General features: G+C 59.9%; 29 protein-coding genes, 1 tRNA gene and 1 pseudogene. 19 read left to right on the top strand and 12 right to left on the bottom strand.

Annotated features, from left to right (window positions below; genetic code table 11):
- Positions 1–130: 130 nt before the first annotated feature.
- Positions 131–919 (bottom strand): MlaA family lipoprotein, encoded by a 789-nt coding sequence (locus tag KUA23_RS25055; protein ID WP_078050121.1) that lies wholly within the window; start codon positions 917–919, stop codon positions 131–133.
- Positions 920–1083: 164 nt separating this feature from the next.
- Between KUA23_RS25055 and KUA23_RS25050 the strand changes: the two genes are divergently transcribed.
- Positions 1084–1794, top strand: coding sequence for a response regulator (locus KUA23_RS25050; RefSeq protein ID WP_078050120.1), 711 nt, complete (start codon positions 1084–1086; stop codon positions 1792–1794).
- A complete protein-coding gene (locus KUA23_RS25045) occupies positions 1791–3110 on the top strand; it encodes a sensor histidine kinase (RefSeq protein ID WP_252993014.1) in 1320 nt (439 codons plus the stop codon). The genes KUA23_RS25050 and KUA23_RS25045 overlap by 4 nt, the downstream gene beginning before the upstream one ends.
- An 838-nt stretch (positions 3111–3948) precedes the next feature.
- Here the strand turns inward: KUA23_RS25045 and KUA23_RS25040 are convergent.
- From KUA23_RS25040 to KUA23_RS25030, 3 genes are all read right to left on the bottom strand, one after another.
- Positions 3949–6192: an ATP-binding protein gene (locus KUA23_RS25040; protein ID WP_252993013.1), complete on the bottom strand. Its 2244-nt coding sequence runs from the start codon at positions 6190–6192 to the stop codon at positions 3949–3951.
- Positions 6189–6803 (bottom strand): biliverdin-producing heme oxygenase, encoded by a 615-nt coding sequence (locus tag KUA23_RS25035; RefSeq protein ID WP_099494221.1) that lies wholly within the window; start codon positions 6801–6803, stop codon positions 6189–6191. The genes KUA23_RS25040 and KUA23_RS25035 overlap by 4 nt, the downstream gene beginning before the upstream one ends.
- 196 nt (positions 6804–6999) lie before the next feature.
- On the bottom strand, positions 7000–7380 hold the full coding sequence (locus tag KUA23_RS25030) for a response regulator (protein WP_078050116.1): 381 nt from the start codon (positions 7378–7380) through the stop codon (positions 7000–7002).
- A gap of 183 nt (positions 7381–7563) precedes the next feature.
- On the opposite strand from KUA23_RS25030, the gene KUA23_RS25025 reads away from it, so the two are divergent.
- Positions 7564–7938: a c-type cytochrome gene (locus KUA23_RS25025; RefSeq protein WP_078050115.1), complete on the top strand. Its 375-nt coding sequence runs from the start codon at positions 7564–7566 to the stop codon at positions 7936–7938.
- Here the strand turns inward: KUA23_RS25025 and KUA23_RS30465 are convergent.
- Positions 7939–8051: pseudogene (locus tag KUA23_RS30465) on the bottom strand (sulfatase); the annotation flags it as partial.
- Positions 8052–8313: 262 nt separating this feature from the next.
- On the opposite strand from KUA23_RS30465, the gene KUA23_RS25020 reads away from it, so the two are divergent.
- A complete protein-coding gene (locus KUA23_RS25020; protein WP_252993012.1) occupies positions 8314–8886 on the top strand; it encodes a hypothetical protein in 573 nt (190 codons plus the stop codon).
- On the opposite strand, the gene KUA23_RS25015 is transcribed toward KUA23_RS25020, so the two are convergent.
- From KUA23_RS25015 to KUA23_RS25000, 4 genes are all read right to left on the bottom strand, one after another.
- A complete protein-coding gene (locus KUA23_RS25015) occupies positions 8883–9506 on the bottom strand; it encodes a DUF3916 domain-containing protein (RefSeq protein WP_078050113.1) in 624 nt (207 codons plus the stop codon). The two genes, KUA23_RS25020 and KUA23_RS25015, sit on opposite strands and share 4 nt — an antisense overlap.
- Positions 9507–9530: 24 nt before the next feature.
- Positions 9531–9788 (bottom strand): colicin E3-like toxin immunity protein, encoded by a 258-nt coding sequence (locus tag KUA23_RS25010; protein WP_025858514.1) that lies wholly within the window; start codon positions 9786–9788, stop codon positions 9531–9533.
- Positions 9789–9795: 7 nt separating this feature from the next.
- Positions 9796–10950 carry an S-type pyocin domain-containing protein gene (locus KUA23_RS25005; protein WP_252993011.1) on the bottom strand — a complete coding sequence of 385 codons (1155 nt, stop codon included), beginning with the start codon at positions 10948–10950 and terminating at the stop codon, positions 9796–9798.
- A 243-nt stretch (positions 10951–11193) separates the two neighbouring features.
- Entirely contained in the window at positions 11194–11565 is a 372-nt protein-coding gene (locus KUA23_RS25000; RefSeq protein ID WP_098467339.1) for a PH domain-containing protein, read from the bottom strand.
- A 157-nt stretch (positions 11566–11722) separates the two neighbouring features.
- On the opposite strand from KUA23_RS25000, the gene KUA23_RS24995 reads away from it, so the two are divergent.
- Positions 11723–12358, top strand: coding sequence for a LysE family translocator (locus KUA23_RS24995; RefSeq protein WP_100492179.1), 636 nt, complete (start codon positions 11723–11725; stop codon positions 12356–12358).
- A 7-nt stretch (positions 12359–12365) separates the two neighbouring features.
- Here KUA23_RS24995 and KUA23_RS24990 read toward each other — a convergent pair whose 3' ends face one another.
- Together KUA23_RS24990 and KUA23_RS24985 are read right to left on the bottom strand one after the other, a co-directional pair.
- On the bottom strand, positions 12366–12695 hold the full coding sequence (locus KUA23_RS24990; RefSeq protein WP_078050110.1) for a hypothetical protein: 330 nt from the start codon (positions 12693–12695) through the stop codon (positions 12366–12368).
- Positions 12696–12789: 94 nt separating this feature from the next.
- Positions 12790–12874: transfer RNA gene (locus KUA23_RS24985), tRNA-Leu, on the bottom strand.
- A gap of 108 nt (positions 12875–12982) precedes the next feature.
- Between KUA23_RS24985 and queA the strand changes: the two genes are divergently transcribed.
- The 6 genes from queA (at position 12983) to KUA23_RS24955 (ending at position 19056) form a co-directional block, all read left to right on the top strand.
- On the top strand, positions 12983–14032 hold the full coding sequence (gene queA, locus KUA23_RS24980) for a tRNA preQ1(34) S-adenosylmethionine ribosyltransferase-isomerase QueA (RefSeq protein ID WP_078050109.1): 1050 nt from the start codon (positions 12983–12985) through the stop codon (positions 14030–14032).
- 5 nt (positions 14033–14037) lie between these two features.
- On the top strand, positions 14038–15153 hold the full coding sequence (gene tgt / locus KUA23_RS24975; RefSeq protein WP_003175976.1) for a tRNA guanosine(34) transglycosylase Tgt: 1116 nt from the start codon (positions 14038–14040) through the stop codon (positions 15151–15153).
- A 43-nt stretch (positions 15154–15196) separates the two neighbouring features.
- Complete coding sequence (yajC, locus tag KUA23_RS24970) at positions 15197–15535, top strand: preprotein translocase subunit YajC (RefSeq protein WP_003175975.1); 339 nt, start codon at positions 15197–15199, stop codon at positions 15533–15535.
- A gap of 62 nt (positions 15536–15597) precedes the next feature.
- Positions 15598–17466, top strand: a complete 1869-nt coding sequence (gene secD, locus KUA23_RS24965) for a protein translocase subunit SecD (protein ID WP_078050108.1) — start codon at positions 15598–15600, stop codon at positions 17464–17466.
- A 9-nt stretch (positions 17467–17475) separates the two neighbouring features.
- Entirely contained in the window at positions 17476–18390 is a 915-nt protein-coding gene (gene secF / locus KUA23_RS24960) for a protein translocase subunit SecF (protein ID WP_065908613.1), read from the top strand.
- A gap of 123 nt (positions 18391–18513) precedes the next feature.
- Positions 18514–19056, top strand: a complete 543-nt coding sequence (locus KUA23_RS24955) for a glycine zipper 2TM domain-containing protein (RefSeq protein WP_025858533.1) — start codon at positions 18514–18516, stop codon at positions 19054–19056.
- Positions 19057–19113: 57 nt separating this feature from the next.
- Here the strand turns inward: KUA23_RS24955 and suhB are convergent, their stop codons facing one another.
- Positions 19114–19929 carry a type III secretion system regulator SuhB gene (gene suhB, locus KUA23_RS24950; RefSeq protein ID WP_003175971.1) on the bottom strand — a complete coding sequence of 272 codons (816 nt, stop codon included), beginning with the start codon at positions 19927–19929 and terminating at the stop codon, positions 19114–19116.
- 145 nt (positions 19930–20074) lie between these two features.
- On the opposite strand from suhB, the gene trmJ reads away from it, so the two are divergent.
- From trmJ to hscA, 8 genes are all read left to right on the top strand, one after another.
- Positions 20075–20845 (top strand): tRNA (cytosine(32)/uridine(32)-2'-O)-methyltransferase TrmJ, encoded by a 771-nt coding sequence (gene trmJ, locus KUA23_RS24945; protein WP_252993010.1) that lies wholly within the window; start codon positions 20075–20077, stop codon positions 20843–20845.
- Between the two features lie 2 nt (positions 20846–20847).
- Positions 20848–21633: a serine O-acetyltransferase gene (cysE, locus tag KUA23_RS24940; protein WP_078050107.1), complete on the top strand. Its 786-nt coding sequence runs from the start codon at positions 20848–20850 to the stop codon at positions 21631–21633.
- A gap of 287 nt (positions 21634–21920) precedes the next feature.
- On the top strand, positions 21921–22412 hold the full coding sequence (gene iscR / locus KUA23_RS24935) for a Fe-S cluster assembly transcriptional regulator IscR (RefSeq protein WP_003194020.1): 492 nt from the start codon (positions 21921–21923) through the stop codon (positions 22410–22412).
- Positions 22413–22462: 50 nt separating this feature from the next.
- Positions 22463–23677, top strand: coding sequence for an IscS subfamily cysteine desulfurase (locus KUA23_RS24930; protein WP_017530022.1), 1215 nt, complete (start codon positions 22463–22465; stop codon positions 23675–23677).
- A 99-nt stretch (positions 23678–23776) separates the two neighbouring features.
- A complete protein-coding gene (gene iscU, locus KUA23_RS24925) occupies positions 23777–24163 on the top strand; it encodes a Fe-S cluster assembly scaffold IscU (protein WP_003175965.1) in 387 nt (128 codons plus the stop codon).
- 28 nt (positions 24164–24191) lie between these two features.
- Entirely contained in the window at positions 24192–24515 is a 324-nt protein-coding gene (gene iscA, locus KUA23_RS24920; protein ID WP_003209680.1) for an iron-sulfur cluster assembly protein IscA, read from the top strand.
- Between the two features lie 8 nt (positions 24516–24523).
- Positions 24524–25045, top strand: coding sequence for a co-chaperone HscB (hscB, locus tag KUA23_RS24915; protein WP_078050105.1), 522 nt, complete (start codon positions 24524–24526; stop codon positions 25043–25045).
- A 53-nt stretch (positions 25046–25098) separates the two neighbouring features.
- The gene (gene hscA / locus KUA23_RS24910) at positions 25099–26961 is read left to right on the top strand and encodes a Fe-S protein assembly chaperone HscA (RefSeq protein ID WP_252993009.1); all 1863 of its coding nucleotides are present in this window, start codon (positions 25099–25101) and stop codon (positions 26959–26961) included.
- Position 26962: the final 1 nt, after the last annotated feature.

The raw sequence follows: 26962 nt of genomic DNA, 5'->3' as shown, positions 1-26962 counted from the left end.
TGGAGTTTCCTGCTAGCGATTAGAAAATGCTTCGCACAATGAGGCGAAGCAAAGCCAACGGTATAGAGCGCAAAAAGGCCCCGCTATAAACACCCTGCTGCAAAGTATGACAACCCTCTCGCAGCTGGCTTCAGAAGTCGTCGCTCGCGCCATTTGTGCACTCGCTCGCCTCAGGTGAAGCCGCCCCGTCCCTGCCTTCCAGCACAAACGCTGCACGATTGTGTGCCACCACGTTGCGTAACGCGCTGTAGTAATCCGGCAGTTTTTGCAGGCTGTCGGTCAGCGGCAACAGTGACGCCCGCGTATCGACAGTGCCGCCAACCAGGCTGACAGTGCCCAACGTCTGCACCGTGTCGCTGTCCCCCAGCGGCGAAATCAGGAAGCCCAGCACTTTGCCTGCCGCATCCCGGCTGTTGCTGGTGCCCAGCAATGGCAATTCCACGATCGGCCCGTTACCCACGCCCCACACGCCGAATGTCTGACCGAAGTCAGCTTTGTGCCGTGGGATTCCCAGGCGGTCCGACACGTCGAACAGCCCCACCACGCCTACGGTGGTATTCACGGCAAAACGCCCCAGGGTATTGACCGAGCGCCGTGGGTTGCCTTGCAGCAGATCGTTGATAAACACCTTCGGCTCGCTGAAGTTGCTGGCGAAGTTATGCACACCCTGTTGGAAAAAGTCCGGCAGGTAACGGTAACCCCGCGCCACCGGTGCCAAGGCGTAGTCATCCACCGCCCGGTTAAACGCAAACACGCCGCGGTTGACCGGTTCGGCGGGGTCGTACACCGAGTCGTTCACTGGCGCGCAGCGAGTGATGGGCGTTACCGGGGCCGGGCTGGCACAGCCCGTCAGGTAGGACACCGTCAGCAACAGCACGGCCTGGCGGGCCAAATGCTGGGGATACGTCAGCGAGCGCATGGGCACAGTCTCCGCAAAAAGGAGGCTGATCCTGGCATTGCTGCCTTGCGCAAAGATGTCTGGTTTATTGCGCGATTGACGCTTTATTGCACGATTGAAATATATGACGCGCCGCGCCGAATGGTTTTAGATGGCACCTCGACCCAACCCAGTGAAGACCGCCGGTGAGCAACCTGTTGATCGTGGACGATGACCTTGAGGTCCTCGCGCTGCTGAAGAAATTTTTCCTGCAACACGGCTATGGGGTCGAGACGGCTGCCACTGGCGCCGACCTGTGGGCGGCGATGGAGCGCCAGCCGGCCGACCTGATCATCCTCGACCTGATGTTGCCGGGCGATAACGGCCTGCTGCTGTGCCAGCGCCTGCGCCAGCAATACGCCACGCCGGTGATCATGCTCACGGCTATGGGCGAACTCAGCGATCGTGTCGTGGGCCTGGAAATGGGCGCCGATGACTACCTGAGCAAACCCTTCGATGCACGCGAATTGCTGGCCCGGGTGCGTGCCGTACTGCGCCGGGCGGGTGAAAGCCGACCGCCGCTGGGCGAGGTCGCGCGCCCGTTGATCCGGTTCGCGGGCTGGCAGCTGGACCTCACGCGCCGTGAGTTGCGCTCGCCCGACCAGGTGATGATCCCGCTGTCTTCCGGCGAGTTCGACCTGCTGCTGGTGTTCGCCGAGCACCCCCAGCGCGTATTGACCCGTGAGCAACTGTTGAATCTGGCACGGGGCCACAGCCATGACGCGTTCGACCGCAGCATCGACGTGCAAGTCAGCCGCCTGCGCCGCAAGCTGGAGTTCGATACCAAGCGCCCGGCGATGATCCGCACGGTGCGCAATGGCGGATATCAGTTCACCGCCAGCGTGACCCGTTCATGAGCCTGCGCCCGCGTGACACCGTGGCCCGTTGGATCGCCCTGACCATCCTGATCGCCATGATCACCGCGCTGGCCTTCAACGCGTTGTTCGTGCAATTGGCCGGCGTGTGGGCACGGCCGCCGCTGACCGAAACCGGCTTGCTGGAAAAAATCGCCGTGGTGGTACGCGTGGTCGAGGCCTCGGAGCTCTCGCAGCGGTCGCGCCTGGCACAGGCGGTGGGTGATGACGGGTTCAACGTGACGTGGGCAGCCCAGCGGCAGGCATTGGGTTTACCCGTGCTGGACGACCCGGACTTCCATTCGGGCGAGCAGGTCTTCAAGCATTTGCTGCAGGGGCCGCCGCGTTCGATGGAAGCCTACGAACCGTCTGACTGGCCAGACGGTAACGGCCACTACGCGCTACTGGTGCAATTGGCTGACCGATCCTGGCTGATGTTCAGCGCGTCGTCGCGCAGTTGGGGGCTGGATGATGGCGCGCGCAGCCTGATCGTGGTGCTGTTGGTGCTGATCTCCACCGCGCTGGTCACCCTGGTCGCGACCCGCCGCCTGGCTCGGCCCCTGCAGCACTTCGCCCTGGGCGCGCGGCGCTTCGGTGCCGACTTTCGCGCGCCGCCCATCGAACCGATGGGCCCTCACGAACTGCGCCAGGCGATCCTTGCGTTCAACAGCATGCAGGCGCAGTTGCGGCACTTCATCCAGGACCGTACCCAAATGCTGGCGGCCATCTCCCACGACCTGCGCGCACCGCTAACCCGCCTGCGCCTGCGCGGTGAGTTCATCGAAGATGCCGACCAGCAACAACGACTGTTCCGCGACGTCGACGAAATGCAGGCCATGATCAACACCGCCCTGGAATTCTTCCGCGACGACGCCCGGCTGGAGCAAGCCACCCAACTGGACCTGGCGGAATTGCTGCAAACCCTGATCGACGACTACCGCGACCAGTCCATCGACCTCACCTTTCGTGGCCCACCGCGCCTGGTGTACTTCGGCCGACCACTGGGCCTCAAGCGGGTGATGACCAACCTGATGGACAACGCCATCCACTACGGCGTGGCGCCGGAGGTCGAGTTACAGCAACGGTCGGGAGAGGTGGTCATTCGCGTGCTGGATAGAGGCCCAGGTATCGCGGCTGAACATCGGGAACAGGTATTCCTGCCGTTTTATCGCCTCGAAGGGTCGCGCAATAAAAGCACCGGCGGTGTCGGGCTGGGGTTATCGACCGCGCGGGCGATTGTGCTGGAACACGGCGGAACACTAACCCTGACAGAACGCCAGGGCGGAGGGTTGGAGGCGGTGGTGGTGTTGCCGGTGTGAGGATTACCGGGCAATGCAACCACCACTAACCACGATGCAAAGCGAGCCGCCGTTGACCTTGACCTTGACCTTGACCTTGATCCTGCTTTTGATCTCAGGCGCCCCGTTAAACACGCTGGCCGGAATTCGACAGGGATTTGGGGGGTAAACCGGCAGGGATGCCGGTTTAGCCGCCCCGCGCCATGGATGGCGCGTGGCGGCGGCCCCCCAAATACCTGTCGGATTACGGGCACACCGAGCCTAGGCGAGGTGCCGAGTGTTGGGGCAAGAGCGTTTTGCTTACTTTTGCGCTTTTCAAAAGTGAGCCGCCGTAAGGGCGGAACCAACAGCAGCCTTTACCTAAATAACGGATATGTACCCCGTAAGATCCAACATCCAGGTCGGCTGTCAGGCCGCCTTCGCAGGCAAGCCAGCTGCCACATTTGGATCGCGGGGCGACAGTTAGAGTGTGGTCGGCTGTCAGGCCGCCTTCGCAGGCAAGCCAGCTGCCACATTTGGATCGCGGGGCGACAGTTAGAGTGTGGTCGGCCGTCAGGCCGCTTTCGCAGGCAAGCCAGCTCCCACATTTGGATCGCGGGGCGACAGTTAGAGTGTGGTCGGCTGTCAGGCCGCTTTCGCAGGCAACCCAGCTCCCACATTTGGATCGCGGGGCGACAGTTAGAGTGTGGTCGGCTGTCAGGCCGCCTTCGCAGGCAAGCCAGCTCCCACATTTGGATCGCGGGGCGACAGTTAGAGTGTGGTCGGCTGTTAGGCCATCTTCGCAGGCAAGCCAGCTGCCACATTTGGATCGCGGGGCAGCCGCTGGAGTGCGGCCGGCTGCCAGGCCGCCTCTACCGCCTCAGGTATGCGAGTCTTCAATCACCTTCGGCACTGTAAAGCGAAACTCACTACCCCGGCCCACCTCACTCTCGGCAACAATCTTGCCGCCATGGGCCTGGACAATACCTTGCGTGATATACAACCCCAGCCCACTGCCGGTCGGGTTGTTTTCCGCCTGGGTCCAATACCGATCAAACACGTGCGGCAGTTGTTCCGGCGCAATACCCTCGCCGGAGTCACGCACCGAGAAGACAATCTCTTCGCCGTTGCTCATCGCACTGATGCCAATATTGCCCTGGCGCGGCGTGAACTTGATCGCGTTGCCGATCAGGTTCGACAGCACCTGGAACAGACGCTCTGGGTCGCCATTGATCTGCAGGCCAGGCTCGGCGTTGAAAGAAAGGTCGATGCCTTTCTCCATCGCCAGTGGTGCGAGCAGCGAGTACGCCTCTTCAAACATCTGGCTTACATCGAGCGCCACGGGCTTGACCACATAGCGTCCGGCCTCGATTTTCGAGGTGTCGAGCAAGTCTTCCAGCAGCACGTTCATACGCCCGGCGGCCTGTTGCATGGTGTCGATGGCCGAGGAAATCCGCCGCGAAGTGTGTGGGCCATCGGAACTGAAGGCCTTTTGCATCATGCCGCAAAGCATGGAGATCACGGTCATCGGGTTACGCAGGTCGTGGGACACCACCGCCACCAGCTCATCGCGGGCGCGCACGGCCTGTTGCTCGCGCAGCACCTGGCGGGCCAGGTCGTTTTCCAGCGCGGAGCGGCGCAGGTCGTTGGCGGCGAAGCGGTCGCCGTGGCTCCACTTGGTGGAGATGCCGGCCATTTCCACCTTCCAGATTTCAAACGAGGTGCGTGGGCGAAGGCGTAGGCCGGCGTCGGAGTTTTCCAGGTCCAGTGGCTTTTTCGGGTCGCCGCTCCAGTTGATGTTCTCTTTGACTTCCGGACGGAACCACAGCACGCCGTTATCCACAGGCTTGGGCAAGCTCATGGCCAACACGCCGCTGGCGACCTGCTGGAACTCGGCGGCCGGCGGGTAGACCGAGGCCAGGTTGTGGCTGGAAAAAACCGGCTCGCCGCCTTCCTGCAGCCACTTGTGCAGCGCACGGATCTGCGCCGGTTCCGGGCAGTTGCCGTAGCGATGCAGTTGCTTGTCTTCGATGATCGCCACGCCGCCGGACAGGGTCAGGTCCATCAGCAATTGCGGTTGCTGGGCCAGGCCGTCGAACACGTTTTCTTCTGACGCCTTCATGGCCTTATCCAGGCGGGCCAGGGCCTCGACTTTCTCCTCGCGTTGACGGCTCAGGTCCAGTGCTTCCATGGCGCTGATCTGCAACGACAGCACCTGGCCGATGGTCTGGCAGGCCGTGCGCAGGTCATTCGGCACCAGCAGCGGTTCGCGGTTGCCGCAGCTGATCAGGCCCCAGAGTTTGTCGCCCTTCATCAGCGAGATGCTCATGGACGACTGCACGCCCATGTTCTGCATGTACTGGCAGTGAATCGGCGACACGCTGCGCAACGTGGCGAAGCTCAAGTCTAACGGTTGGCCGGTGTCCGGGCGCAGCTTGGGCAGCAGGGGCACCGGCTCATAGGCCGCATTCGGGATGATGCGCAGCCAGTTGGTGCGATACAGCTCACGGGCCTGCTCGGGGATGTCGGACGCAGGGAAGAACAGCCCGTTGAACAGTTCCATGGACGGCGCCGACGCTTCGGCGATCACCTGGCCATGGCCTTCGTCTTCGAAACGGTAAATGAGCACGCGGTCGTAGCCAGTCATGGCCTGGATTTCAGTCACGCTGATTTCGTACAGCGCTTGCAGGGTTTTCGCCGACTGCAAACGTTGCAGCATCTTGCCCAGGTCACTGGTGCGGCCGTTCAGTGCCCGTGGACGGAAGTCTTTCAGTCGTGGCTCGAATTCCAGCACCAGCACACCTTGATGGCGGTGCAGCAGGCCTTCGAACTCTGCGCCGTTAAACGTGACGTGCAACGGTGGGGCATCGAAAAACGTGTTGTGTTCGGCCATGGCGGCAACGGCCTTGGCGTGTTCGGCGCCTACCAGTACGTGCAGCGGCTGGCCCAGCAACGCCTCGGGCGCATGGCCGAACAGCATGCCGACGTTGGTGCTGACCTGGATGAACTTCAGGTCTGGCTCCGATAATGTCAGCAGCACACCGTGGGGTTGGATCGCCCCCGGAAAGCGGATTGGCTCGTCGGCGCAGTTGGCAAGCAGCTCTTCAAAATCTTCGGGTTTCATAGCAGTACCTCCTGGCCGTCGAGCCATTGCTCAAAGCAGCTGAATGTCGAACAGGCTGCAATCACCGCGCGCTGTTTGTCGTCAGCGTCGAGCGGTTGGCGGCCCAGATAGTCGAGAAAGTCTTTCCAGCGCCGCCCTGTCTCGGCGCCATACACGTCAAGAAACGCACCGCCGTTGTCGGCGTTCACACCAAGGCGCTGGGTCATTTCCCGGCGCAGCACCTGGCCACCCAAGGTCGCGCCTTCGAGCACATAGAGCGCACCGAGCAAGGCAGCGGGTGTATTCAGGACAGGCAGGTTGGCGCAGCGGGGCAGGGCGTTGATGGCGTGGTCATTCAGGCCGAGGGCGCGAAGGTCGTTCACCAGGGTGGGCGTTTTCACACGCAGCACCCGGTCGAAGCCTTCGGGGATCAAATCACATTCGTACAGGGCTGCTTCCATCGGCGCATAAAAGCCGTAATACGCTTGAAGCAAGCGTTGGTACCAGTCGGTATCCAGGCGCTCGGAAAAAAACGGCAAGCGCTTTTCCAACGCCACGTGCAGCAGGGCCGTGCCTGTGCGCAACGCTTCCAGCAATGAGGGCGCACCGACGTCATGGGCCTGTGAATGCATTCAATAAGCTCGAACTGTGGGCCTCTCGGCCATGAATGACGCGTGGAAATGGGCGACGATTCTACACAACTCATGGCCATCATCTGAACGCACAGGGCGAAAAGGCTGACCAGCGGATCAGAAAAGTCGCTCCTTGCTCCCAGTAATGACCTTAAATGGCACCACGAAGTTCGGTTTAAGTGATATCGCGACGCTATCAGTGCATGGACAAGCCTTGTTGGGTCAATGCCGTTTGTACGCACTCAATCAGATGCTCAGTGCTCCACGGCTTGGGCAAAAACCGCACCGAGCCGCCCAATTGCGCCGCCAGCTTGGTATTGCCTGAGGTCAGCACCACTGGCACCGTTGGCCAGCGATGGGCCACCACTTTGCTCAGGTCATAGCCATTGAGCAGGCCCGGCATCTGGATATCGCTGACAATCAGGTCGACTGGATCATCGGCCCGCTCCAAGTAAATCATCCCCTCATCCGCCGAAGGAAAAGACGTAACGACTGCACCGAAATCTTCCAGTACGTCCACCATTAACGCGCGAATGATTTCGTCGTCTTCCAGTACCAAAATCGATGGCTGAGCCATGATCCTTACTCCTCCATCAGGGATTCAGTAAGGTGGAGTGGAATGGGCTGGAATAGGTTCGATTAGATGTTTATAGGGGCGATGGATGGTCGTCCTGGAGCGCTTTCCAGAGCGTTTCCTTGAGCGACGCGGTGCAGCGGATCCAGGCATAATTGGCCCCTCCTTGCCCGATGCGGAGCCATCATGAAGTACGCATTACTCGCCCTCGTCCTGTTACTCAACACCCACTCAGCTATTGCCGCGGGCGATGCGGAGGCGGGCGGCAAGCTCTTCGCCAAGACCTGCGGCGGCTGTCACAGCATCGGTGAAGGCGCACGCGGTGGCTTCGGCCCGCAACTTAACGGCATCATCGGCCGGCCCGCCGGCACTACCACCGACTACCAGTATTCCGACGCAATGAAAAACTCCGGTGTGGTCTGGACCCGCGACAAACTCGCCGCCTATATCGAGGCACCAAAAAAAGTGGTGAGCGGCACGCGCATGATCTTCTGGGGCATCAGTGACCAGGAAAAAATTGAAAACATCCTGGCGTACCTCGAAACGTTCCAGCCCAAATAATCAATCGAGCACATTCCTGAACAGCTCAACCGTGCAGTCTCATGCAGTCCTCGCGCCAGTCCCTGCAGGCGCTGAAACTCCTTGGGGTGCTGCGCGGCGACGTCCTCTCGCGGACCATGGCGTTCCACAACCTGGTCACCAACGCCCTCAACGTTCCCCCTGTGGGCAGCGAAGCCATTTCCGCTGCGATACCGATCCAATGTGGGAGCTGTCGAGTCCCGGCGAGGCTGCGATGGGATCACCTCGGTAGGCCTACCTAGCCACGACGCTTGCAGCGCTGCCTTCTTTTAGTCCCACGGGCCCTGGTTCCAGTGCGGAACAATCTGTTTAAACTCGGGTCCAGTCATCACTCTCACTACCGATAAGGACATCCCCATGAAACGCATCGCGCTGCTCTGCATCGCCCTCTCACTGGGCGCCTGCCAATCCAACCAACGCGATTCATCGCCCAGCCTGTTCAAGGACGGCGTCCAACTTCGCCAGAAAACCGTGGCCGTGGATGCAGAGCACGCCAAAGTCATCATGAAAGCCTACGGCGGCACCGCCCCCGTGGAATTCTCGATCCGCCGCGAAGGCGACCCTGACCAGCGCATGGAAACCCTCGGCACCGTGATGGACACTGGCGAAGGCCGCGTCTTCAACTGGATCGCCAAGCTCAACCAGACCGTTGCCAGTGCAGGGTTCAAGCGTTTTCCACAGCTGGAAATCCAAGCTGACCCTGGCAAGCAACTCACCGTCGCCAGCACGGCGAACAACCGGGGCAACGGGGCTTACTACAGCTGTGGGCCGGTGATGAGCACCTTCAGCCCGGAGAAGGCAAAGGTGTACCTGGTGGAGTTTCAGTTCAAGCTGGAGCCTTCGGCGTGTGCGCTGCAGGTGTTTGATATTACGGATCCGGGGAATCGTGTGTTGATTGGTGGGGCGGGGAGTGAGATGAAGGCGAGCTAAGTGGACGGACCAAACAAATGTGGATGCTGTGCTTGGAAGGACCTGAAGGTTTGATACTTCCAGCGCTCTGCGCCAGGGTCTTCATCGGTCGTGCTGACTTCGCCGAAGTACCAATGCTCTGACTCGAAGACGGTTCCGTCTTCGTCCTCGTGGATGAAGTGAAAGCCAACTTCGTGGAGGCCCGGCGGAACGACCAACCCCCATTCGCGGGCAAGGCTTCGGCCGATGATGCGTGTTTGGCGAAAGTACTCGTAGTCAAAGGGCTGGGTGTGGCCGAGAAGGCGGGCTTTGTCGGTGTAGACACAGACTCGGCTTGAGAACATGTCCGGGACCATGATACAGGCGACAATCCAGCACTCAGGGTCACCGTCTGATCGTGCTTCAACCAAGTGACCTGCAACCTTGATCATCTGTTGAGCGCAATGCGCCAGAATTTCCGGTGTGGTTTGATTGCCTTCAACAAGGTTTTCAATAACTGGGATTTTTAGGTTTATATAGTCGGGTCGCAGCGGTAACTCTTCGTAAAAACAGCCTTCGAAGCTGTCTGCCCAGCGGGTCAGAGCTCTGAGGTGCCTGGGGATGTTGCGGAGTTTTTTGTTTGTGAGTGACAGTCTGCGCATTAAGCTGAATTCTCGGAGTTTGTGTTATTCGTTTGCATCTTCGTAATCAAACGCGATGAAGTAGTCGCTTTCTAAAAGAGCAATTTCATGAGAAAAACGTGCCTGTATCAGTGGTAGCCACTCCCTCCGCAGCTCAAACATCCCGTTATTGACATCTTCGGCTGTCGACAATCCAAGCTCGGAAATCGCGGAGTAATCGTCTCCCATATCTGCCGAGTCCTCCGCGCCACGTAGCTGCTGTGTGGTTCTGTCGAACCATTCCAATCTCACTTTTAGTCCCATGTAGACCTCACAGGTATCTTCTGATATTTCGTTTTTTCTTCGGTCCTTTTAGTTGCTCGCCGGTTACGTGGCTGAACGCACCTAAATGGCTCCCATCACTTGCTAGATAAACTTCCAGCTCTCCATGTTGAGAGTCCCACTCATAGATTCTCCGGCCTTTTTCCTCAATCCAACGCTCTCTTAACCCGGCGCCTCCCTGTCTGGGAGTCATGGGTTTTGCTTTGATCAGGCCTGCAAAGCCAGTTATTTGTTCGGTATTAGGTGCCTTGTGGTACTTGTGATCCCCAGCCTTGACACTGACCACCACATACAGCGGCCGAACCCCCGATTCCACCGGGAACACCAGAATAAAATCCCGATACTCCGGGGGATAAATCGGGTTCACCAGAATCTGCGCGGCCTTCTCCGTCGGCGGATAAATCCAGATCACCGGAGCCTGCGGCGCAGCCTCCAAGGCTGGAATACCCAGCGTGTCACTTGGATCAACGGCGGGCGTCCAGATCAGCTCCACGCCCTCGTCCAATTCCGCCACAAACTGATCGCCACGGCTTTGAAACTGCACCACATCAATCATCTGCCAATCGGCATGGTTACCCGTGTAAAACCCATACCCCTTGAGCGTTCCGTCCTCGCTTTGCTCAATATGCAACCGCATCTGCGACCGCGCCCGTTGCATCGAACGCAATTGCTCTTCGCTGTAGAGCGCGCTGTCACCCAGTTCCGACGGCCAGGCCAGCGCCACCAACCCCGTCAATAGACCACTGGCGACAGAACCGACGGCAGTGGCTGCCGACTCCAAAACCGCCGAACGCAACGCCAACTGGCCGAGGCCAGCGGGCAATGTGCTGCCGCTGATCTTGCGCAAGGCAACTGCGCCCCGGCTGTCCACCTCACGTCCACCCAGCAGGCTTACATGGGCGTACTCCTTGATGAGTTCCAACGGGACATACCCGGCTGGGTTGTAGTAATGGGTGATGCCGTCAGGCAGTTGGCAGGGCTTGATGAAAACGCAGCCGCAAGGTTTGGCTAGCGTGGGTACCGGGGCAGGGGATGGCTCGAAATAATCAATAGATGGCGAATACGGCAAACGCGATGGCGGCGGGGTCAGGATCCGTCGTTTGCGTAAGTCTTCTTCGGTGGGTGGGTAAAAGCGCTCTGACATGACGGGCTCACTTCCTTGTGTGAGGAGTGAGCCTACGAGAGGGGTGTCGGAACCCGATGTCGGCTTTATTCGATGGTGATTGTGGGAAAAATCAGCAGGTTATTGCCGAACAGATTGATGGCGCTGGGACTGGCGTCATCGCTGGCAAGCCAGCGCCTACAAGGGCAGGTGTACATCCGGTGAATCAGCATTGCATGCACTAAGAAAGACCTCGAGACGCCAAGGTCTTTTTTTGCCCGCCGATCAGCCCAGCAGATGCTTGGAAATTAACCGTGAGATTTCCACAATCGACGTCTTCCCCGTGAACTCAAATTTCACCTTCCCCAACGACGAAAAGTAAATCTCCAACTCCGAGTCCAGATCAAACGTCCCGGACGTCTCCACCGAATACGCCACGATGTTTTTATACGGCAGCGACGTGAAGTCCTTCTTGCTGCCGGTAATGCCCTGAACGTTCACCGCAATAATCCGCTTGGTGGTAAATACCACGCCGTCACGCATGGCCTTGTAGGCGTCGACCACTTCCTCACCGTCGAGCAGCAGGGCCGAGACGCGTTCGGCGTATTCGTTGTTTTGCTTGAGCTTGAAGAAGCCTTTGTTGTTGAAGTCGATCATGGGCCTGCCCTTGGGTGAGTGGTGCGGTGGGTGTATGACGTTTTGCTCGCGGATCTGTATCTAACGCGCGCATTTTGAACGCCCTACCATGGCATCCAAGCCTACAACGTTGGCCAAATGTTTCACGTCGACAGAGAAACGATCAAGGAGCCGAACAATGCCTGAAGTATCCAGCTGGCTGGCCTATGCGCTGATCTCACTCGGCATGGTGCTCACGCCCGGGCCGAACATGATTTACCTCATCTCGCGGTCGATTTGCCAGGGGCGCACGGCCGGGCTGATTTCCCTGGGCGGCGTGGCGTTGGGTTTTTTGGTCTACATGGTGTGCGCGGCCTTGGGGATCACGGCCTTGGTCATGGCGGTGCCGTTTGCCTATGACGCGCTGCGCTTCGGCGGTGCGTTGTACCTGGCCTACATGGCTTGGCAGGCCATACGGCCGGGCGGGCGCTCGCCGTTCCAGGTGCGGGACTTGCCCAAGGACAGCCCGCGCAAGCTGTTCACCATGGGCCTGGTGACCAACCTGCTCAACCCCAAGGTGGCGGTGATGTATTTGTCGTTGCTGCCGCAGTTCATCGTTCCGAACGGCCATGGCAGTGTGCTGGCGCAATCCCTGGTGCTGGGCTTTACGCAGATTTTTATCAGCGTGAGTGTCAACGCGATGATTGCCACGATGGCGGGTTCGATCGCGGTGTTTTTCGTCACCCGGCCGGGTTGGCAGGTGGTGCAGCGCTGGCTGATGGGGTCGGTGCTGATGGGGCTGGCGGTGCGGATGGCGGTGGAAGGGCGGCGGTAGGGCGCGCTTAAAGGATGGCTTTCAGGTAGTCCTTGAGTGCGTTGAGCGGGGCGTCGAGTGCTTCAAGTGTCGAGGCTTGGCGCACGTCCACCGCGAGCCGCTGTAACTCGCGACCCAGTACAGTATCGGCACCGCCCAAGGATTCGAGTGCAAGCATCACACACTCATCAAGCTTCTGCTGAATCCCGGCCAGATCGCCTTTGCGTATCAGCAGCCCAAACACTTCACGGTCATACCCCTCCATCACCGGGTCATCGCGCAGAATCGGGCTCACGCCTTCGGTCTCATGCACCAGCTTGAGAGCAAAAAGCGCAACAGCTTCCAGCGTCAACTCCATGGTCCCGGCTCCTCAATTTCTGCGTTCGCCTGTGCCTACTCACTTTTTGACAGGCGAAAAAAAAGACCTTGAATTTCAAGGTCTTTTTTTAAGATGGTGCCCCGAGGGAGACTCGAACTCCCACTCCTTTCGAAAACGGATTTTGAATCCGCCGCGTCTACCAATTCCGCCATCAGGGCTCAATGGCGGCGAAGTATAGAGAGGTGATTACCGTTGGTCAATCACGTTTCATGGTCAATTTTGACTATTTCCGCTAGACTTCCCGGCCCTGCTAGACGAACCCCATCATGCGCGTTGCTGACTTTACTTTTGAGCTCCCTGATTCGCTGATCGCTCGCCACCCTTTGGCCGAGCGTCGCGCCAGTCGACTGCTGACCCTGGACGGGGTGAGCGGTGCCCTCGCACACCGTCAATTCACTGATTTGCTTGAGCATTTGCGCCCAGGCGATCTGATGGTGTTCAACAATACCCGGGTGATTCCGGCGCGGCTGTTTGGCCAGAAAGCTTCCGGCGGCAAGCTGGAAATTCTGGTGGAGCGGGTACTGGACAGCCATCGCGTGCTGGCCCATGTGCGCTCCAGCAAGTCGCCGAAACCGGGGTCGAGCATCCTGATCGATGGTGGTGGCGAAGCCGAGATGGTGGCGCGCCATGATGCGCTGTTCGAGCTCAAGTTCGCCGAAGAGGTGTTGCCGTTGCTGGAGCGTGTCGGCCATATGCCGTTGCCTCCTTATATAGACCGCCCCGACGAAGACTCGGACCGCGAGCGCTATCAGACGGTGTACTCCCAGCGCTTGGGCGCCGTCGCTGCACCGACTGCCGGGCTGCATTTCGACCAGCCGCTGCTGGACGCGATTGCCGCCAAGGGCGTCGAGACTGCCTATGTGACCCTGCACGTGGGGGCCGGTACGTTTCAGCCGGTGCGTGTGGATAAGATCGAAGACCACCATATGCACAGCGAGTGGCTGGAGGTCAGCCAGGACGTCGTGGACGCGGTTCAAGCGTGCAAGGCACGCGGCGGGCGGGTGATCGCGGTGGGCACCACCAGCGTACGCTCGCTGGAGAGTGCGGCGCGTGATGGCGTGCTCAAGCCGTTCAGTGGCGACACCGATATCTTTATTTACCCAGGCCGGCCGTTCCATGTGGTCGATTGCCTGGTCACCAACTTCCATTTGCCGGAATCCACGCTGTTGATGCTGGTGTCGGCATTTGCCGGTTATCCCGAGACCATGGCCGCTTATCAAGCCGCCATCGACAATGGGTACCGTTTTTTCAGCTACGGTGATGCGATGTTTATCACCCGTAACCCGGCGCCACGCGGCCCAGAGGAACAACTATGAGTCGTATGTCGTTTGAATTGCTCGCCACCGACGGCAAAGCCCGTCGTGGTCGCCTGACCTTTCCGCGCGGCACCGTCGAGACCCCGGCGTTCATGCCCGTGGGTACCTACGGCACGGTCAAGGGCATGCTGCCGCGTGACATCGTCGCCACCGGCGCCGAGATCATCCTCGGCAACACCTTCCACCTGTGGCTGCGCCCAGGCACGGAAGTGATCAAGAAGCATGGCGACCTGCATGATTTCATGAAGTGGCAAGGCCCGATCCTGACCGACTCGGGTGGTTTCCAGGTGTTCAGCCTGGGCGCCATGCGCAAGATCAAGGAGGAGGGCGTGACCTTCGCCTCGCCGGTGGACGGTTCCAAAGTGTTCATGGGCCCGGAAGAGTCGATGCAGGTGCAGCGCGACCTGGGCTCCGACATCGTGATGATTTTCGACGAGTGCACGCCATACCCGGCTGACGAAGACGTCGCGCGCATCTCCATGGAGCTGTCCCTGCGTTGGGCCCAGCGTTCGAAGAACGCCCATGGCGACAACACGGCGGCGCTGTTCGGTATCGTCCAGGGCGGTATGCACGAAAGCCTGCGCAAACGCTCGCTGGAAGGCCTCGACAAGATCGGTTTTGACGGCCTGGCCATCGGCGGTTTGTCGGTGGGCGAGCCCAAGCACGAGATGATCAAGGTGCTGGATTACCTGCCAGGCCTGATGCCGGCTGACAAACCTCGTTACCTTATGGGCGTTGGCAAACCGGAAGATCTCGTAGAGGGTGTGCGCCGCGGTGTGGACATGTTCGATTGCGTGATGCCAACCCGTAATGCCCGCAATGGGCATCTGTTCATCGATACAGGCGTGCTGAAGATCCGTAACGCGTTCCATCGCCATGATGATTCGCCGCTGGATCCCACCTGTGATTGCTACACCTGCCAGAACTTCTCCCGTGCTTATCTGCACCATCTGGACAAGTGTGGGGAAATGCTGGGTAGCATGTTGAATACCATCCACAATTTGCGTCACTACCAAGTCCTGATGGCTGGTTTGCGCGAGGCTATTCAACAGGGTACATTGGCCGCCTTCGTCGATGCCTTCTATGCCAAGCGCGGGCTCCCTGTGCCGCCCTTGGACTGAGTTTTCCGACCCTAAGATTCACTATTTGCAACTGGAGTGCTAAATGAGCTTTTTTATCTCTAACGCCATGGCTGACGCCGCTGCGCCTGCCGCTGCCGGTCCTATGGGCGGTGGTTTCGAGTGGATTTTCCTGGTCGGCTTCCTGGTCATCTTCTACCTGATGATCTGGCGTCCACAGGCCAAGCGCGCCAAAGAGCAGAAGAACCTGCTCGGCAGCCTGCAAAAAGGTGACGAAGTTGTGACCACCGGCGGCATCGCTGGCAAGATCACCAAGGTTTCCGACGCTTTCGTGGTACTGGAAGTCTCCGACACCGTAGAAATGAAGTTCCAGAAGGGCGCCATCGCCGCCACGCTGCCAAAAGGCACGCTCAAAGCGATCTAAGTAACAACCTTTACCAATCGACGGGGCGCGCAAGGCGCCCCGCGTTATAAGCGGGCGGCGTGATGCTGAACAAATACCCTCTGTGGAAATACGTACTGATCCTGGCGGTGCTGGCGATCGGTTTTATTTATTCCGCTCCCAATCTCTATCCTGATGACCCGGCGATCCAGATCACGGGCGCCAGCACTTCGCTGCAGGTCAATCAGGCTGATCTGGAACGCGCGAGCAAAGCGCTCAATGACGCGGGTATCCAGGTCAAGGCGGCAACGTTGGCGGCTGATGCGAAAGGCGGCTTGCTGCGCCTGACCAAGGCAGAAGACCAATTGCCGGCCAAAGATGTCGTGCGCAAGGCCATGGGTGACGACTATGTGGTCGCACTCAACCTGGCACAGACCACGCCAGCCTGGCTGCGCAAGATCGGCGCGCACCCGATGAAGCTGGGCCTGGACTTGTCCGGTGGTGTGCACTTCCTGCTGGAAGTCGACATGGACAAAGCCCTCGACGCCCGCCTGAAGGTCTACGAAGGCGACGTGAAGAGCCTGCTGCGTAAAGAGCGCCTGCGTTATCGCAGCCTGCCGCAGCTCAACGGTGCCATCCAGCTGGGCTTCTCTGACGAAGCGTCCCGCGAACAGGCCCGTGCACTGATCCGCAAGAACTTCAACGATTTCGACATTGTACCGGCTGACCTCAATGGCCAGGCTGTACTGCGTCTGGCGATGACCCCGGCCAAGCTGGCGGAAATCCGCGAATACTCCATCAAGCAGAACTTGACCACGGTACGTAACCGCGTCAACGAGCTGGGTGTGGCCGAGCCGATCGTTCAGCGCCAGGGCGCCAACCGCATCGTGGTTGAGCTGCCGGGCGTGCAGGACACTGCTGAAGCCAAGCGTATCCTGGGCAAGACCGCCAACCTGGAATTCCGCCTGGCGGCTGAGCCGGGTGCTACCCGCGCGACTGCCGAAGAGTTCGAGTTCCGCGAAGGCAACCGTCCTCCAGCGTTGATCGAGCGTGGCTTGATCATCACCGGTGACCAGGTGACTGATGCCAAGGCTGGTTTCGGCGAGCACGGTTCCCCTGAAGTGAACATCCGCCTGGATGGCCATGGTGGCGAACTGATGAGCCGCGCCACGCGCAGCAACGTCGGTCGCAGCATGGCGGTGATCTTCATCGAGCAGCGCCCGATCACCACCTACACCAAGCAGATGGTCAACGGCGTCGAAAAAGACGTACCGGTCCAGACCTTCAAGGAAGAGAAGAAGATCATCAGCCTGGCGACCATCCAGTCGCCGCTGGGTGCCCAGTTCCGTATCACTGGCCTGAACGGCCAGGGCGAGTCCTCGGAACTGGCCCTGCTGCTGCGTGCCGGTGGCCTGGCTGCACCGATGTACTTCGCTGAAGAACGTACCATCGGCCCGAGCCTGGGTGCCGACAACATCACCAAGGGTATCGACGCGGCCTTGTGGGGCATGCTGTTCGTGTCGCTGTTCATCATCGCCATCTACCGCTTCTTCGGCATCATCGCCACCGTGGCCCTGGCGGGCAACATGGTGATGCTGCTGGCCTTGATGTCGCTGCTGGGCGCTACACTGACCCTGCCAGGTATCGCCGGTATCGTACTCACCATGGGTATGGCGGTAGACGCCAACGTTCTGATCTTCTCGCGGATCCGTGAAGAGATCGCGGCGGGCATGACCGTGCAGCGTGCAATCAATGAAGGCTTCGGCCGGGCATTTACCGCGATTCTCGACTCCAACCTGACCACCTTGCTGGTCGGCGGGATTCTCTTTGCCATGGGCACCGGCCCAGTCAAAGGTTTTGCGGTGACCATGTCCCTCGGTATCTTTACCTCGATGTTCACGGCCATCATGGTGACCCGCGCAATGGTCAACCTGATCTTTGGCGGACGTGACTTCAAGAAGTTGTGGATTTAAGGGGCTGCCATGTTACGTACAATCAACTTCATGGGCGTTCGCAACGTTGCGTTCGGCGTCACCGTGCTCCTTACCGTTCTGGCGTTGTTCAGCTGGTTCCATAAGGGCCTGAACTACGGTCTGGACTTCACCGGCGGTACGCTCATCGAGCTGACCTACGAGAAGCCCGCCGACGTCACCCTGGTGCGCAACGAGCTGGTCAAGGCCGGCTATCACGAAGCCATCGTGCAGAGCTTCGGTGCAACTACCGACCTGCTGGTGCGCATGCCGGGCGAAGACCCGCAACTGGGTCACCAGGTGGCCGAGGCCTTGCAGAAGGTCGGCGGCGACAACCCGGCGTCGGTCAAGCGCGTCGAGTTCGTGGGCCCACAGGTCGGTGAAGAACTGCGCGACCAGGGCGGCCTCGGCATGCTGATGGCGCTGGTCGGCATCATGATCTACCTGGCGTTCCGCTTTCAGTGGAAATTCGGTGTCGGCGCCATTGTGTCGCTGATCCACGACGTGATCGTGACCGTGGGCATCCTGGCGTACTTCCAGATCACCTTCGACCTGACGGTGTTGGCAGCGGTGCTGGCGATCATCGGTTACTCGCTCAACGACACCATCGTGGTATTCGACCGGGTTCGTGAGAACTTCCGCGTACTGCGCAAGGCGTCGCTGATCGAGAACATCAACGTTTCGACCACCCAGACCCTGCTGCGGACCATGGCGACGTCGATCTCCACCTTGCTGGCGATTGCGGCACTGATGATCTTCGGTGGCGACAACCTGTGGGGCTTCTCCCTGGCGCTGTTCATCGGCGTACTGGCGGGTACCTACTCGTCGATCTACATCGCCAACGTGGTGCTGATCTGGCTGAACCTCAACAGCGAAGACCTGATCCCTCCGGCCGCTACTGGCAAGGAGGTCGACGACCGCCCTTGAGGGGGTTTGTCGATCCGCTGTTATAAGAAAGGCGCGAGTATTGAACTCGCGCCTTTTTTTTTGCTCCAAGGCTGGGTATAGCGCGGACGTTTCAGTCCGCTTGTGATGGTCAGGAGGTTCAACGTGAACAAGTCGTTACTGGTTGGTGCGGTATTGGGTGCTGTCGGTGTGACTGCCGGGGGTGCTGTTGCCACCTACAGCCTGGTAAAAAGCGGCCCTGAGTATGCGCAAGTGCTGGCGGTGCAGCCGGTGAAAACCCAGATTAAAACGCCTCGCGAGGTCTGCAAGGACGTCGCCGTGACCCGGCAGAAGCCGGTTCAGGATCAACATCAGATCGTCGGTACCGTCGTGGGTGCCCTGGCTGGTGGCCTGCTGGGCAACCAGGTCGGTGGCGGTAATGGCAAGAAGCTGGCTACCGTAGCCGGCGCGGTCGGTGGCGGTTATGCCGGTAACAAGGTTCAGGAAGGTATGCAGAACCGCGATACCTACACCACGACGCAAACCCGTTGTAACACCGTCAACGACATCAGCGACAAGGTGGTTGGGTATGACGTGCGTTACAACCTGGATGGCAAGGAAGGTACCGTGCGTATGGAGCGTGACCCTGGCAGCCAGATTCCAGTCGACAAAGAGGGTCGTCTGATCCTGGGTCAGAACCAGCAGTAACCGGTTCTACAGGCATAAAAAAAGCACCCCTCGGGGTGCTTTTTTGTGCTCGCTCGCTTAGCGCTTCAGCGAGGCCGGCAGGTGCGGCTGGATCGCCGTCAATACTGCCTTGAAGCATTTGGTGTTGCCGGCAACCACGTGGCCTTTCTCAAGGAAATCGTGACCGCCCGTGAAGTCGCTCACCAGGCCGCCCGCTTCCTGGATCAGCAGCGCGCCTGCAGCCATGTCCCACTCGGACAGGCCCGACTCCCAGAACGCATCGAAACGACCAGCAGCCACATAAGCCAGGTCCAGGCTCGCTGCGCCGGCGCGACGGATGCCAGCGGTCTGGCCAACCAGGGCACGGAACATGCCCAGGTAGTTTTCCAGGTTGTCCATCTGGTCGTCACGGAACGGGAAGCCGGTACCCAGCAGGGCGCCGTCCAGGCTGGTGCGACCGCTGACACGCAGGCGGCGACCGTTCAGCTGGGCGCCACGGCCACGGCTGGCGGTGAATTCTTCCTGGCGCACTGGGTCCAGGACAACGGCGTGTTCCAGGCGACCACGGTATTTGCACGCGATGCTCACGGCAAAGTGCGGGATGCCGCGCAGGAAGTTGGTGGTGCCATCCAGTGGGTCGATGATCCACAGGTAGTCTTCGCCTTCGCCGCTACCTTTGTGCAGGCCGGTTTCTTCGCCGAGGATGCCGTGGGTAGGGTAGGCCTTGCGCAGAGCGTCGATGATTTTCTGTTCGGCGGCGCGATCCACCTCGGATACGTAATCCTTGGCGTCTTTTTCGTCGACCTTGATGGTATCCAGGCGCTCGATGGAGCGGAAGATCAATTCACTGGCGCTGCGGGCGGCGCGCAGCGCGATATTCAGCATGGGCTGCATGGATGTGTCACCTAAGGTTGTTAAAGAAAGCCGAGCATTCTAGCAGAAACTTTCTTCAGGTGAAGGACGACGTTAGCTTTCATGGCATAACCTTAGGCTGTTCTGTAAGATTTGCTCCCCTTTCCCGTGTCCGAGAGCGCCTCCCTTGCTGCAAAACATTCGTGTCGTCTTGGTCAATACCAGTCATCCCGGCAACATCGGCGGGGTGGCGCGAGCCATGAAAAACATGGGGCTGACGCGCCTGGTGCTGGTCGAACCGCGTGTGTTCCCGCACCACGAGGCTGATGCCCGTTCGTCCGGCGCCAATGACATCCTGGAAAAAGCCCAGGTTGTCGCCACCCTGGAAGACGCCCTGGTCGGCTGCAACCTGGTGCTCGGCACCAGCGCCCGCGACCGCCGTATCCCCTGGCCACTGCTGGACCCGCGTGAGTGCGGCACCAAAGTGGTGGAGGAGGCCGCCGGTGGCGCTGAAATCGCCTTGGTCTTTGGCCGTGAAGACTCCGGCCTCACCAATGAAGAGCTGCAGCGATGTCATTACCATGTGCACATCCCATCAGACCCTGAGTTCAGCTCACTGAACCTCGGGGCCGCGGTGCAGGTGTTGAGTTATGAGGTGCGCATGGCCTGGCTGGCCGCTGAGGGTCAGCCGAGCAAGGTAGAAAAGGATGAAGTGGCGTCGACCAAAAGTGGCGAGTTGGCCACCATGGACGAGCTGGAGCGGTTCTATGAGCACCTGGAGCAAACCCTGGTGGCCATCGAATTCCTCGATCCGGAAAAACCACGGCACTTGATGGCGCGCCTGCGTCGCCTTTACGGACGCAGCTCGGTCAGCCGGGCAGAAATGAATATATTGCGTGGCATCCTCACGGAAACCCAGAAAGCGGCCCGTGGCGAGCTTCTTAAGCGGAAGGATTAAAAATGTTCGAGCGTTTGCGAGAAGATATCCAGAGTGTTTTCCACCGTGATCCGGCGGCGCGCAACGCCTTTGAAGTGCTGACCTGCTACCCGGGCATGCACGCCATCTGGATCCACCGCCTATCCGGCGCCTTGTGGGGCATGGGCTGGAAATGGCTGGCGCGGTTGGTGTCGAACTTTGGGCGCTGGTTGACCGGGATCGAGATTCATCCGGGCGCCAAGGTCGGTCGTCGCTTCTTTATCGACCATGGCATGGGCATCGTAATTGGCGAGACCGCCGAGATCGGCGATGACGTGACGCTCTATCAGGGCGTGACCTTGGGTGGCACCAGTTGGAACAAAGGCAAGCGCCACCCGACACTGGAAAATGGCGTGGTGGTAGGGGCGGGTGCCAAGGTGCTCGGCCCATTCACCGTCGGCGCAGGTGCCAAGGTGGGCTCCAATGCCGTGGTGACCAAGGCTGTGCCGCCTGGCGCAACGGTGGTCGGTATCCCTGGCCGAATCATCGTCAAGCCGGAAGTCGGCGACGAGCAGGAGGCCAAGCGCAAGGCCATGGCCGAGAAGATCGGCTTTGATGCCTACGGTGTCAGCGAAGACATGCCTGACCCCGTGGCGCGCGCCATTGGCCAGTTGCTCGACCACCTGCAAGCGGTGGACGGCAAGCTGGAGGGTATGTGCGGTGCGTTGAAGGATCTGGGTAGCCCTTACTGCGCCAAAGATCTGCCCGAATTGCGCGAAGAGGATTTTGCCGAGATCAAAGACGAAACCGCCACCACCAAGGCAGGCTGAACGCGGTCCCCTGTGGGAGCTGGCTTGCCTGCGATAGCGGTATGCCAGCCACCCCATGTGGTGCTGATCCACCGCTATCGCAGGCAAGCCAGCTCCCACAATTAATCTCCATTGGTCTCACCATCTCCGCCCCTGCCTGATGCCGCTGTTCGTCCCCACCCCATCCTGCTATGATTCGCGCGCCCTTTTTACGGGTAATCCTGACTAAAGTACTAGGTCTTATAGTTGACTTAAATACTCGGGAATCGCATACTTGCCCACATTCTGAAACACCTTGGTAATTGTCCATGAGACTGACTACAAAAGGCCGATACGCGGTGACCGCCATGCTTGACCTGGCTTTGCACGCGCAAACTGGGCCGGTGTCCCTGGCCGATATCTCCGAGCGCCAAGGCATTTCCCTGTCCTACCTCGAGCAGTTGTTCGCCAAATTGCGCCGCAGCAATCTGGTTTCCAGCGTTCGCGGTCCAGGCGGCGGCTATCAATTGTCCCGCGACATGCAGGGCATCCAGGTCGCCCAGGTGATCGATGCGGTCAACGAATCCGTCGACGCTACAAAATGCCAGGGCCTGGGTGACTGCCACGCCGGCGACACCTGCCTGACGCACCATTTGTGGTGCGATCTGAGCCTGCAGATCCATGAGTTTTTGAGTGGTATCAGCCTGGCTGATCTTGTGACTCGCCGTGAGGTGCAAGAAGTAGCCCAGCGTCAGGACCAGCGCCGTTGCAACACCAAGGCGCCGCGTCTGGACAAGATCGAAGCGTCCGCCGTCGAGTGACAGCCGAAGAGCTAACGGCACGCCAGCCCGCCTGATTTAGGAGAAAGTCCATGAAATTGCCGATTTACCTTGATTATTCAGCGACTACCCCGGTTGATCCGCGTGTCGCGCAAAAGATGAGCGAATGCCTGCTGGTTGACGGAAACTTCGGCAACCCGGCCTCCCGTTCCCACGTATTCGGCTGGAAAGCCGAGGAAGCGGTCGAGAACGCTCGTCGCCAGGTCGCTGACCTGGTTGGCGCAGATCCGCGTGAAATCGTCTGGACCTCCGGTGCCACCGAGTCCGACAACCTGGCAATCAAGGGCGCGGCGCATTTCTATGCGACCAAGGGCAAACACCTGATCACCACCAAGATTGAGCACAAGGCTGTCCTCGACACCATGCGCCAACTGGAGCGTGAAGGTTTCGAGGTCACCTACCTCGAGCCAACCACCGACGGTATCGTCACCCCGGCGATGATCGAAGCCGCGCTGCGTGAAGACACCATCCTGGTTTCCGTGATCCACGTGAACAACGAAATCGGCACCATCAACGACATCGCGGCCATCGGCGAGCTGACCCGCTCGAAGGGCATCCTGCTGCACGTCGACGCTGCTCAGTCCACCGGCAAGGTCGACATCGACCTGTCGAAACTGAAAGTCGACCTGATGTCGTTCTCCGCCCACAAGACCTACGGCCCTAAAGGCATCGGTGCGCTGTATGTGAGCCGCAAGCCACGTGTGCGCATCGAAGCCACCATGCACGGTGGTGGTCACGAGCGCGGCATGCGTTCGGGCACCCTGGCGACCCACCAGATCGTCGGCATGGGCGAAGCCTTCCGTGTAGCCAAGGAAGACATGGCTGCCGAAAACGTGCGCATCAAGGCCCTGAGCGATCGCTTCTACAAGCAGGTCGAGAACCTTGAAGAGCTGTACATCAACGGCAGCATGACCGCCCGTGTACCGCACAACCTGAATTTGAGCTTCAACTACGTCGAAGGCGAGTCGCTGATCATGGCACTCAAGGACCTGGCGGTTTCGTCCGGTTCGGCCTGCACCTCGGCGTCCCTTGAGCCTTCGTACGTACTGCGCGCCCTGGGCCGCAACGACGAACTGGCACACAGCTCGATCCGCTTTACGTTCGGCCGTTTCACCACCGAAGAGCAAGTCGACTACGCCGCGCAGAAAGTCTGCGAAGCCGTCAACAAGCTGCGCGTTCTGTCGCCGCTGTGGGACATGTACAAAGACGGTGTCGATATTTCCAAGATCGAGTGGGCGGCACACTAAATATAGAAGCCGCCACCCAAGCTCTGTAGGAACGTGGCGGAAAACGCAGGCGTTTCTATAGGGTTCCAGAGCGGCCCTGATGAGTGAGGATTCAGTACCATGGCTTACAGCGAAAAGGTCATCGACCACTACGAAAACCCGCGCAACGTCGGCAAGATGAACGCGGAAGACCCTGATGTCGGCACCGGCATGGTCGGCGCTCCGGCGTGCGGCGATGTGATGCGCCTGCAGATCAAGGTCAACGACGCTGGCGTTATCGAAGACGCCAAGTTCAAGACCTACGGCTGCGGTTCGGCCATCGCCTCCAGCTCCCTGGCGACCGAATGGATGAAAGGCAAGACCCTGGATGAGGCTGTGACTATCAGCAACACCCAGCTGGCCGAAGAACTGGCCCTGCCGCCAGTGAAAATCCACTGCTCGGTACTCGCAGAAGACGCCATCAAGGCGGCCGTTCGCGACTACAAGCAGAAGAAAGGCTTGATCTAAGCATTTGGCGACGAGTAAGGAGTCAACGATGGCTATCAGCATGACAGAAGCGGCTGCGCAGCACATTCGCCGCTCCCTGAATGGGCGCGGTAAAGGTGAGGGGATTCGTCTGGGTGTTCGCACCACGGGCTGTTCCGGCCTTGCCTACGTGCTGGAGTTTGTCGACGAGGTGGTTGAAGAGGACCAGGTGTTCGAAAGTCACGGCGAGAAAGTGATCATCGACCCCAAGAGCCTGACCTACCTGGACGGCACCGAACTCGATTTCGTCAAGGAAGGGTTGAACGAAGGCTTCAAGTTCAACAACCCCAACGTACGCGGTGAGTGTGGCTGCGGCGAAAGCTTCAACATCTGAGGCTATTCGTGGGTACTCCTTGTCATTTCGCTTTATTCGAGCTGCAGCCGAGCTTTCGGCTGGACCTTGAGCAGCTTGCCACGCGCTACCGAGAACTGGCGCGTGGCGTGCATCCGGACCGCTTCGCTGACGCCTCCGAGCGTGAGCAACGCCTGGCGCTGGAGCAATCGGCCAGCCTCAACGAAGCCTATCAGACGCTCAAAAGCCCCCCCAAGCGCGCGCGTTACCTGCTCGCGATGAATGGTGGCGAGCTGCCGCTTGAGGTCACGGTTCACGACCCGGACTTCCTGATGCAGCAGATGCAGTGGCGCGAAGAACTCGAAGACTTGCAGGACGAGGCCGATCTTGCCGGCGTCGCAGTCTTCAAGCGTCGTCTGAAAACCGCCCAGGATGAGCTCAACGAAAGCTTCGCAGCCTGTTGGAACGATGCAGCGCAACGCGAACAGGCCGAACGCCTGATGCGGCGCATGCAGTTCCTCGACAAGCTCACCTACGAAGTGCGCCAGCTAGAAGAGCGCCTCGACGATTAACCCAGTGTGCTGCCCGTGATGCACGCCTGATAGACAGATAAGACCTGATTACCATGGCCCTACTGCAAATCGCCGAACCCGGCCAAAGCCCTCAACCGCACCAGCGTCGCCTGGCGGTCGGGATTGACCTGGGCACCACCAATTCCCTGGTTGCTGCCTTGCGCAGCGGCCTGTCCGAGCCGTTGCCCGACGCTGATGGCCAGGTGATCCTGCCGTCCGCCGTGCGCTATCACGCTGATCGCACCGAAGTCGGTGAGTCAGCCAAGCTGGCAGCCTCTAGCGATCCTCTGAACACTGTGCTGTCGGTCAAGCGCTTGATGGGTCGTGGTCTGTCCGACGTCAAGCAATTGGGCGACCAACTGCCCTACCGCTTTGTTGGCGGTGAATCCCATATGCCGTTCATCGACACTGTCCAAGGCCCGAAAAGCCCGGTGGAAGTGTCGGCCGATATCCTCAAGGTGCTGCGCCAACGCGCGGAGAAAACCCTGGGCGGCGAACTGGTCGGTGCCGTAATCACCGTTCCGGCTTATTTCGATGACGCTCAGCGCCAGGCCACCAAGGATGCAGCGAAACTCGCCGGTCTGAACGTACTGCGCCTGCTCAACGAGCCGACTGCGGCGGCCGTGGCCTATGGCCTGGACCAGCATGCAGAAGGCCTGGTCGCTATTTACGACCTGGGCGGCGGTACCTTTGATATTTCGATCCTGCGCCTGACCGGCGGTGTCTTCGAAGTGCTCGCCACCGGCGGCGACAGCGCCCTGGGCGGCGATGACTTCGACCACGCCATTGCGGGCTGGATCATCACCAGCGCCGGCTTGTCTGCCGACTTGGACCCGGGCGCGCAGCGCAACCTGCTGCAAACCGCCTGCGCGGCCAAGGAAGCGCTGACCGATGCTGCAAGTGTTGAAGTTTCCTACGGCACCTGGTCGGCCCAACTGACCCGCGAAGCCTTTGATGCGTTGATCGATCCAATGGTTGCCCGCAGCCTGAAAGCCTGTCGCCGCGCAGTGCGCGATTCCGGTATCGAGTTGGAGGAAGTCGGTGCCGTGGTTATGGTCGGTGGTTCCACCCGCGTGCCACGCGTGCGTGAAGCTGTCGCCGAAGCCTTTGGTCGTCAGCCGCTGACCGAAATCGACCCGGATCAAGTGGTCGCCATCGGCGCTGCGATCCAGGCCGATACCCTGGCCGGTAACAAGCGCGATGGTGGCGAACTGCTTCTGCTCGACGTGATCCCGCTGTCCCTGGGGCTGGAAACCATGGGTGGCTTGATGGAGAAGGTGATTCCACGCAACACCACCATCCCCGTCGCCCGCGCCCAGGACTTCACTACTTACAAAGATGGCCAGACGGCCATGATGATTCACGTGTTGCAAGGTGAGCGCGAGCTGATCAGCGACTGCCGCTCCCTGGCGCGTTTTGAATTGCGCGGCATTCCGGCGATGGTGGCGGGTGCGGCGAAGATTCGCGTGACCTTCCAGGTCGACGCCGACGGCTTGCTCAGCGTCGCCGCGCGTGAATTGGCCTCCGGTGTTGAAGCCAGCATCCAGGTCAAGCCGTCCTACGGCCTCACCGACGGCGAAATCGCCAAGATGCTCAAGGACTCGTTCCAATATGCCGGTGACGACAAGGTCGCCCGTGTATTGCGTGAGCAGCAAGTAGACGCCCAGCGCCTGCTCGAAGCGGTGCAGGGCGCCCTTGAGGCTGACGGCGAGCGCCTGCTGGATGCCGAGGAGCGCATGGTCATCGACCTGCAGATGCAGGAATTGGCCGAACTGATGAAAGGCAACGATGGCTATGCCATCGAGCAACAGACCAAGCGCTTGTCGCAGGTGACTGATGCCTTTGCCGCCCGCCGCATGGATCAGACGGTGAAAGCCGCACTGGCCGGGCGCAACCTGAATGAAATCGAGGAATAAT

Source organism: Pseudomonas pergaminensis, assembly GCF_024112395.2.
Classification (GTDB): Bacteria; Pseudomonadota; Gammaproteobacteria; order Pseudomonadales; family Pseudomonadaceae; genus Aquipseudomonas; species Aquipseudomonas pergaminensis.
The sequence above is the reverse complement of the archived record's forward strand: the minus strand, read 5'-3'. Positions and strand labels throughout refer to the sequence as shown.

Excerpts from the sequence above, each read along its gene's own strand:
- KUA23_RS25055 (WP_078050121.1), bottom strand. The coding sequence starts at position 919 with ATGCGCTCGCTGACGTATCCCCAGCATTTGGCCCGCCAGGCCGTGCTG.
- KUA23_RS25045 (WP_252993014.1), top strand. The coding sequence starts at position 1,791 with ATGAGCCTGCGCCCGCGTGACACCGTGGCCCGTTGGATCGCCCTGACC.
- KUA23_RS25040 (WP_252993013.1), bottom strand. The coding sequence starts at position 6,192 with ATGAAACCCGAAGATTTTGAAGAGCTGCTTGCCAACTGCGCCGACGAG.
- KUA23_RS25035 (WP_099494221.1), bottom strand. The coding sequence starts at position 6,803 with ATGCATTCACAGGCCCATGACGTCGGTGCGCCCTCATTGCTGGAAGCG.
- KUA23_RS25030 (WP_078050116.1), bottom strand. The coding sequence starts at position 7,380 with ATGGCTCAGCCATCGATTTTGGTACTGGAAGACGACGAAATCATTCGC.
- KUA23_RS25025 (WP_078050115.1), top strand. The coding sequence starts at position 7,564 with ATGAAGTACGCATTACTCGCCCTCGTCCTGTTACTCAACACCCACTCA.
- KUA23_RS25020 (WP_252993012.1), top strand. The coding sequence starts at position 8,314 with ATGAAACGCATCGCGCTGCTCTGCATCGCCCTCTCACTGGGCGCCTGC.
- KUA23_RS25015 (WP_078050113.1), bottom strand. The coding sequence starts at position 9,506 with ATGCGCAGACTGTCACTCACAAACAAAAAACTCCGCAACATCCCCAGG.
- KUA23_RS25010 (WP_025858514.1), bottom strand. The coding sequence starts at position 9,788 with ATGGGACTAAAAGTGAGATTGGAATGGTTCGACAGAACCACACAGCAG.
- KUA23_RS25005 (WP_252993011.1), bottom strand. The coding sequence starts at position 10,950 with ATGTCAGAGCGCTTTTACCCACCCACCGAAGAAGACTTACGCAAACGA.
- KUA23_RS25000 (WP_098467339.1), bottom strand. The coding sequence starts at position 11,565 with ATGATCGACTTCAACAACAAAGGCTTCTTCAAGCTCAAGCAAAACAAC.
- KUA23_RS24995 (WP_100492179.1), top strand. The coding sequence starts at position 11,723 with ATGCCTGAAGTATCCAGCTGGCTGGCCTATGCGCTGATCTCACTCGGC.
- KUA23_RS24990 (WP_078050110.1), bottom strand. The coding sequence starts at position 12,695 with ATGGAGTTGACGCTGGAAGCTGTTGCGCTTTTTGCTCTCAAGCTGGTG.
- queA (WP_078050109.1), top strand. The coding sequence starts at position 12,983 with ATGCGCGTTGCTGACTTTACTTTTGAGCTCCCTGATTCGCTGATCGCT.
- tgt (WP_003175976.1), top strand. The coding sequence starts at position 14,038 with ATGTCGTTTGAATTGCTCGCCACCGACGGCAAAGCCCGTCGTGGTCGC.
- yajC (WP_003175975.1), top strand. The coding sequence starts at position 15,197 with ATGAGCTTTTTTATCTCTAACGCCATGGCTGACGCCGCTGCGCCTGCC.
- secD (WP_078050108.1), top strand. The coding sequence starts at position 15,598 with ATGCTGAACAAATACCCTCTGTGGAAATACGTACTGATCCTGGCGGTG.
- secF (WP_065908613.1), top strand. The coding sequence starts at position 17,476 with ATGTTACGTACAATCAACTTCATGGGCGTTCGCAACGTTGCGTTCGGC.
- suhB (WP_003175971.1), bottom strand. The coding sequence starts at position 19,929 with ATGCAGCCCATGCTGAATATCGCGCTGCGCGCCGCCCGCAGCGCCAGT.
- cysE (WP_078050107.1), top strand. The coding sequence starts at position 20,848 with ATGTTCGAGCGTTTGCGAGAAGATATCCAGAGTGTTTTCCACCGTGAT.
- iscR (WP_003194020.1), top strand. The coding sequence starts at position 21,921 with ATGAGACTGACTACAAAAGGCCGATACGCGGTGACCGCCATGCTTGAC.
- KUA23_RS24930 (WP_017530022.1), top strand. The coding sequence starts at position 22,463 with ATGAAATTGCCGATTTACCTTGATTATTCAGCGACTACCCCGGTTGAT.
- iscU (WP_003175965.1), top strand. The coding sequence starts at position 23,777 with ATGGCTTACAGCGAAAAGGTCATCGACCACTACGAAAACCCGCGCAAC.
- iscA (WP_003209680.1), top strand. The coding sequence starts at position 24,192 with ATGGCTATCAGCATGACAGAAGCGGCTGCGCAGCACATTCGCCGCTCC.
- hscA (WP_252993009.1), top strand. The coding sequence starts at position 25,099 with ATGGCCCTACTGCAAATCGCCGAACCCGGCCAAAGCCCTCAACCGCAC.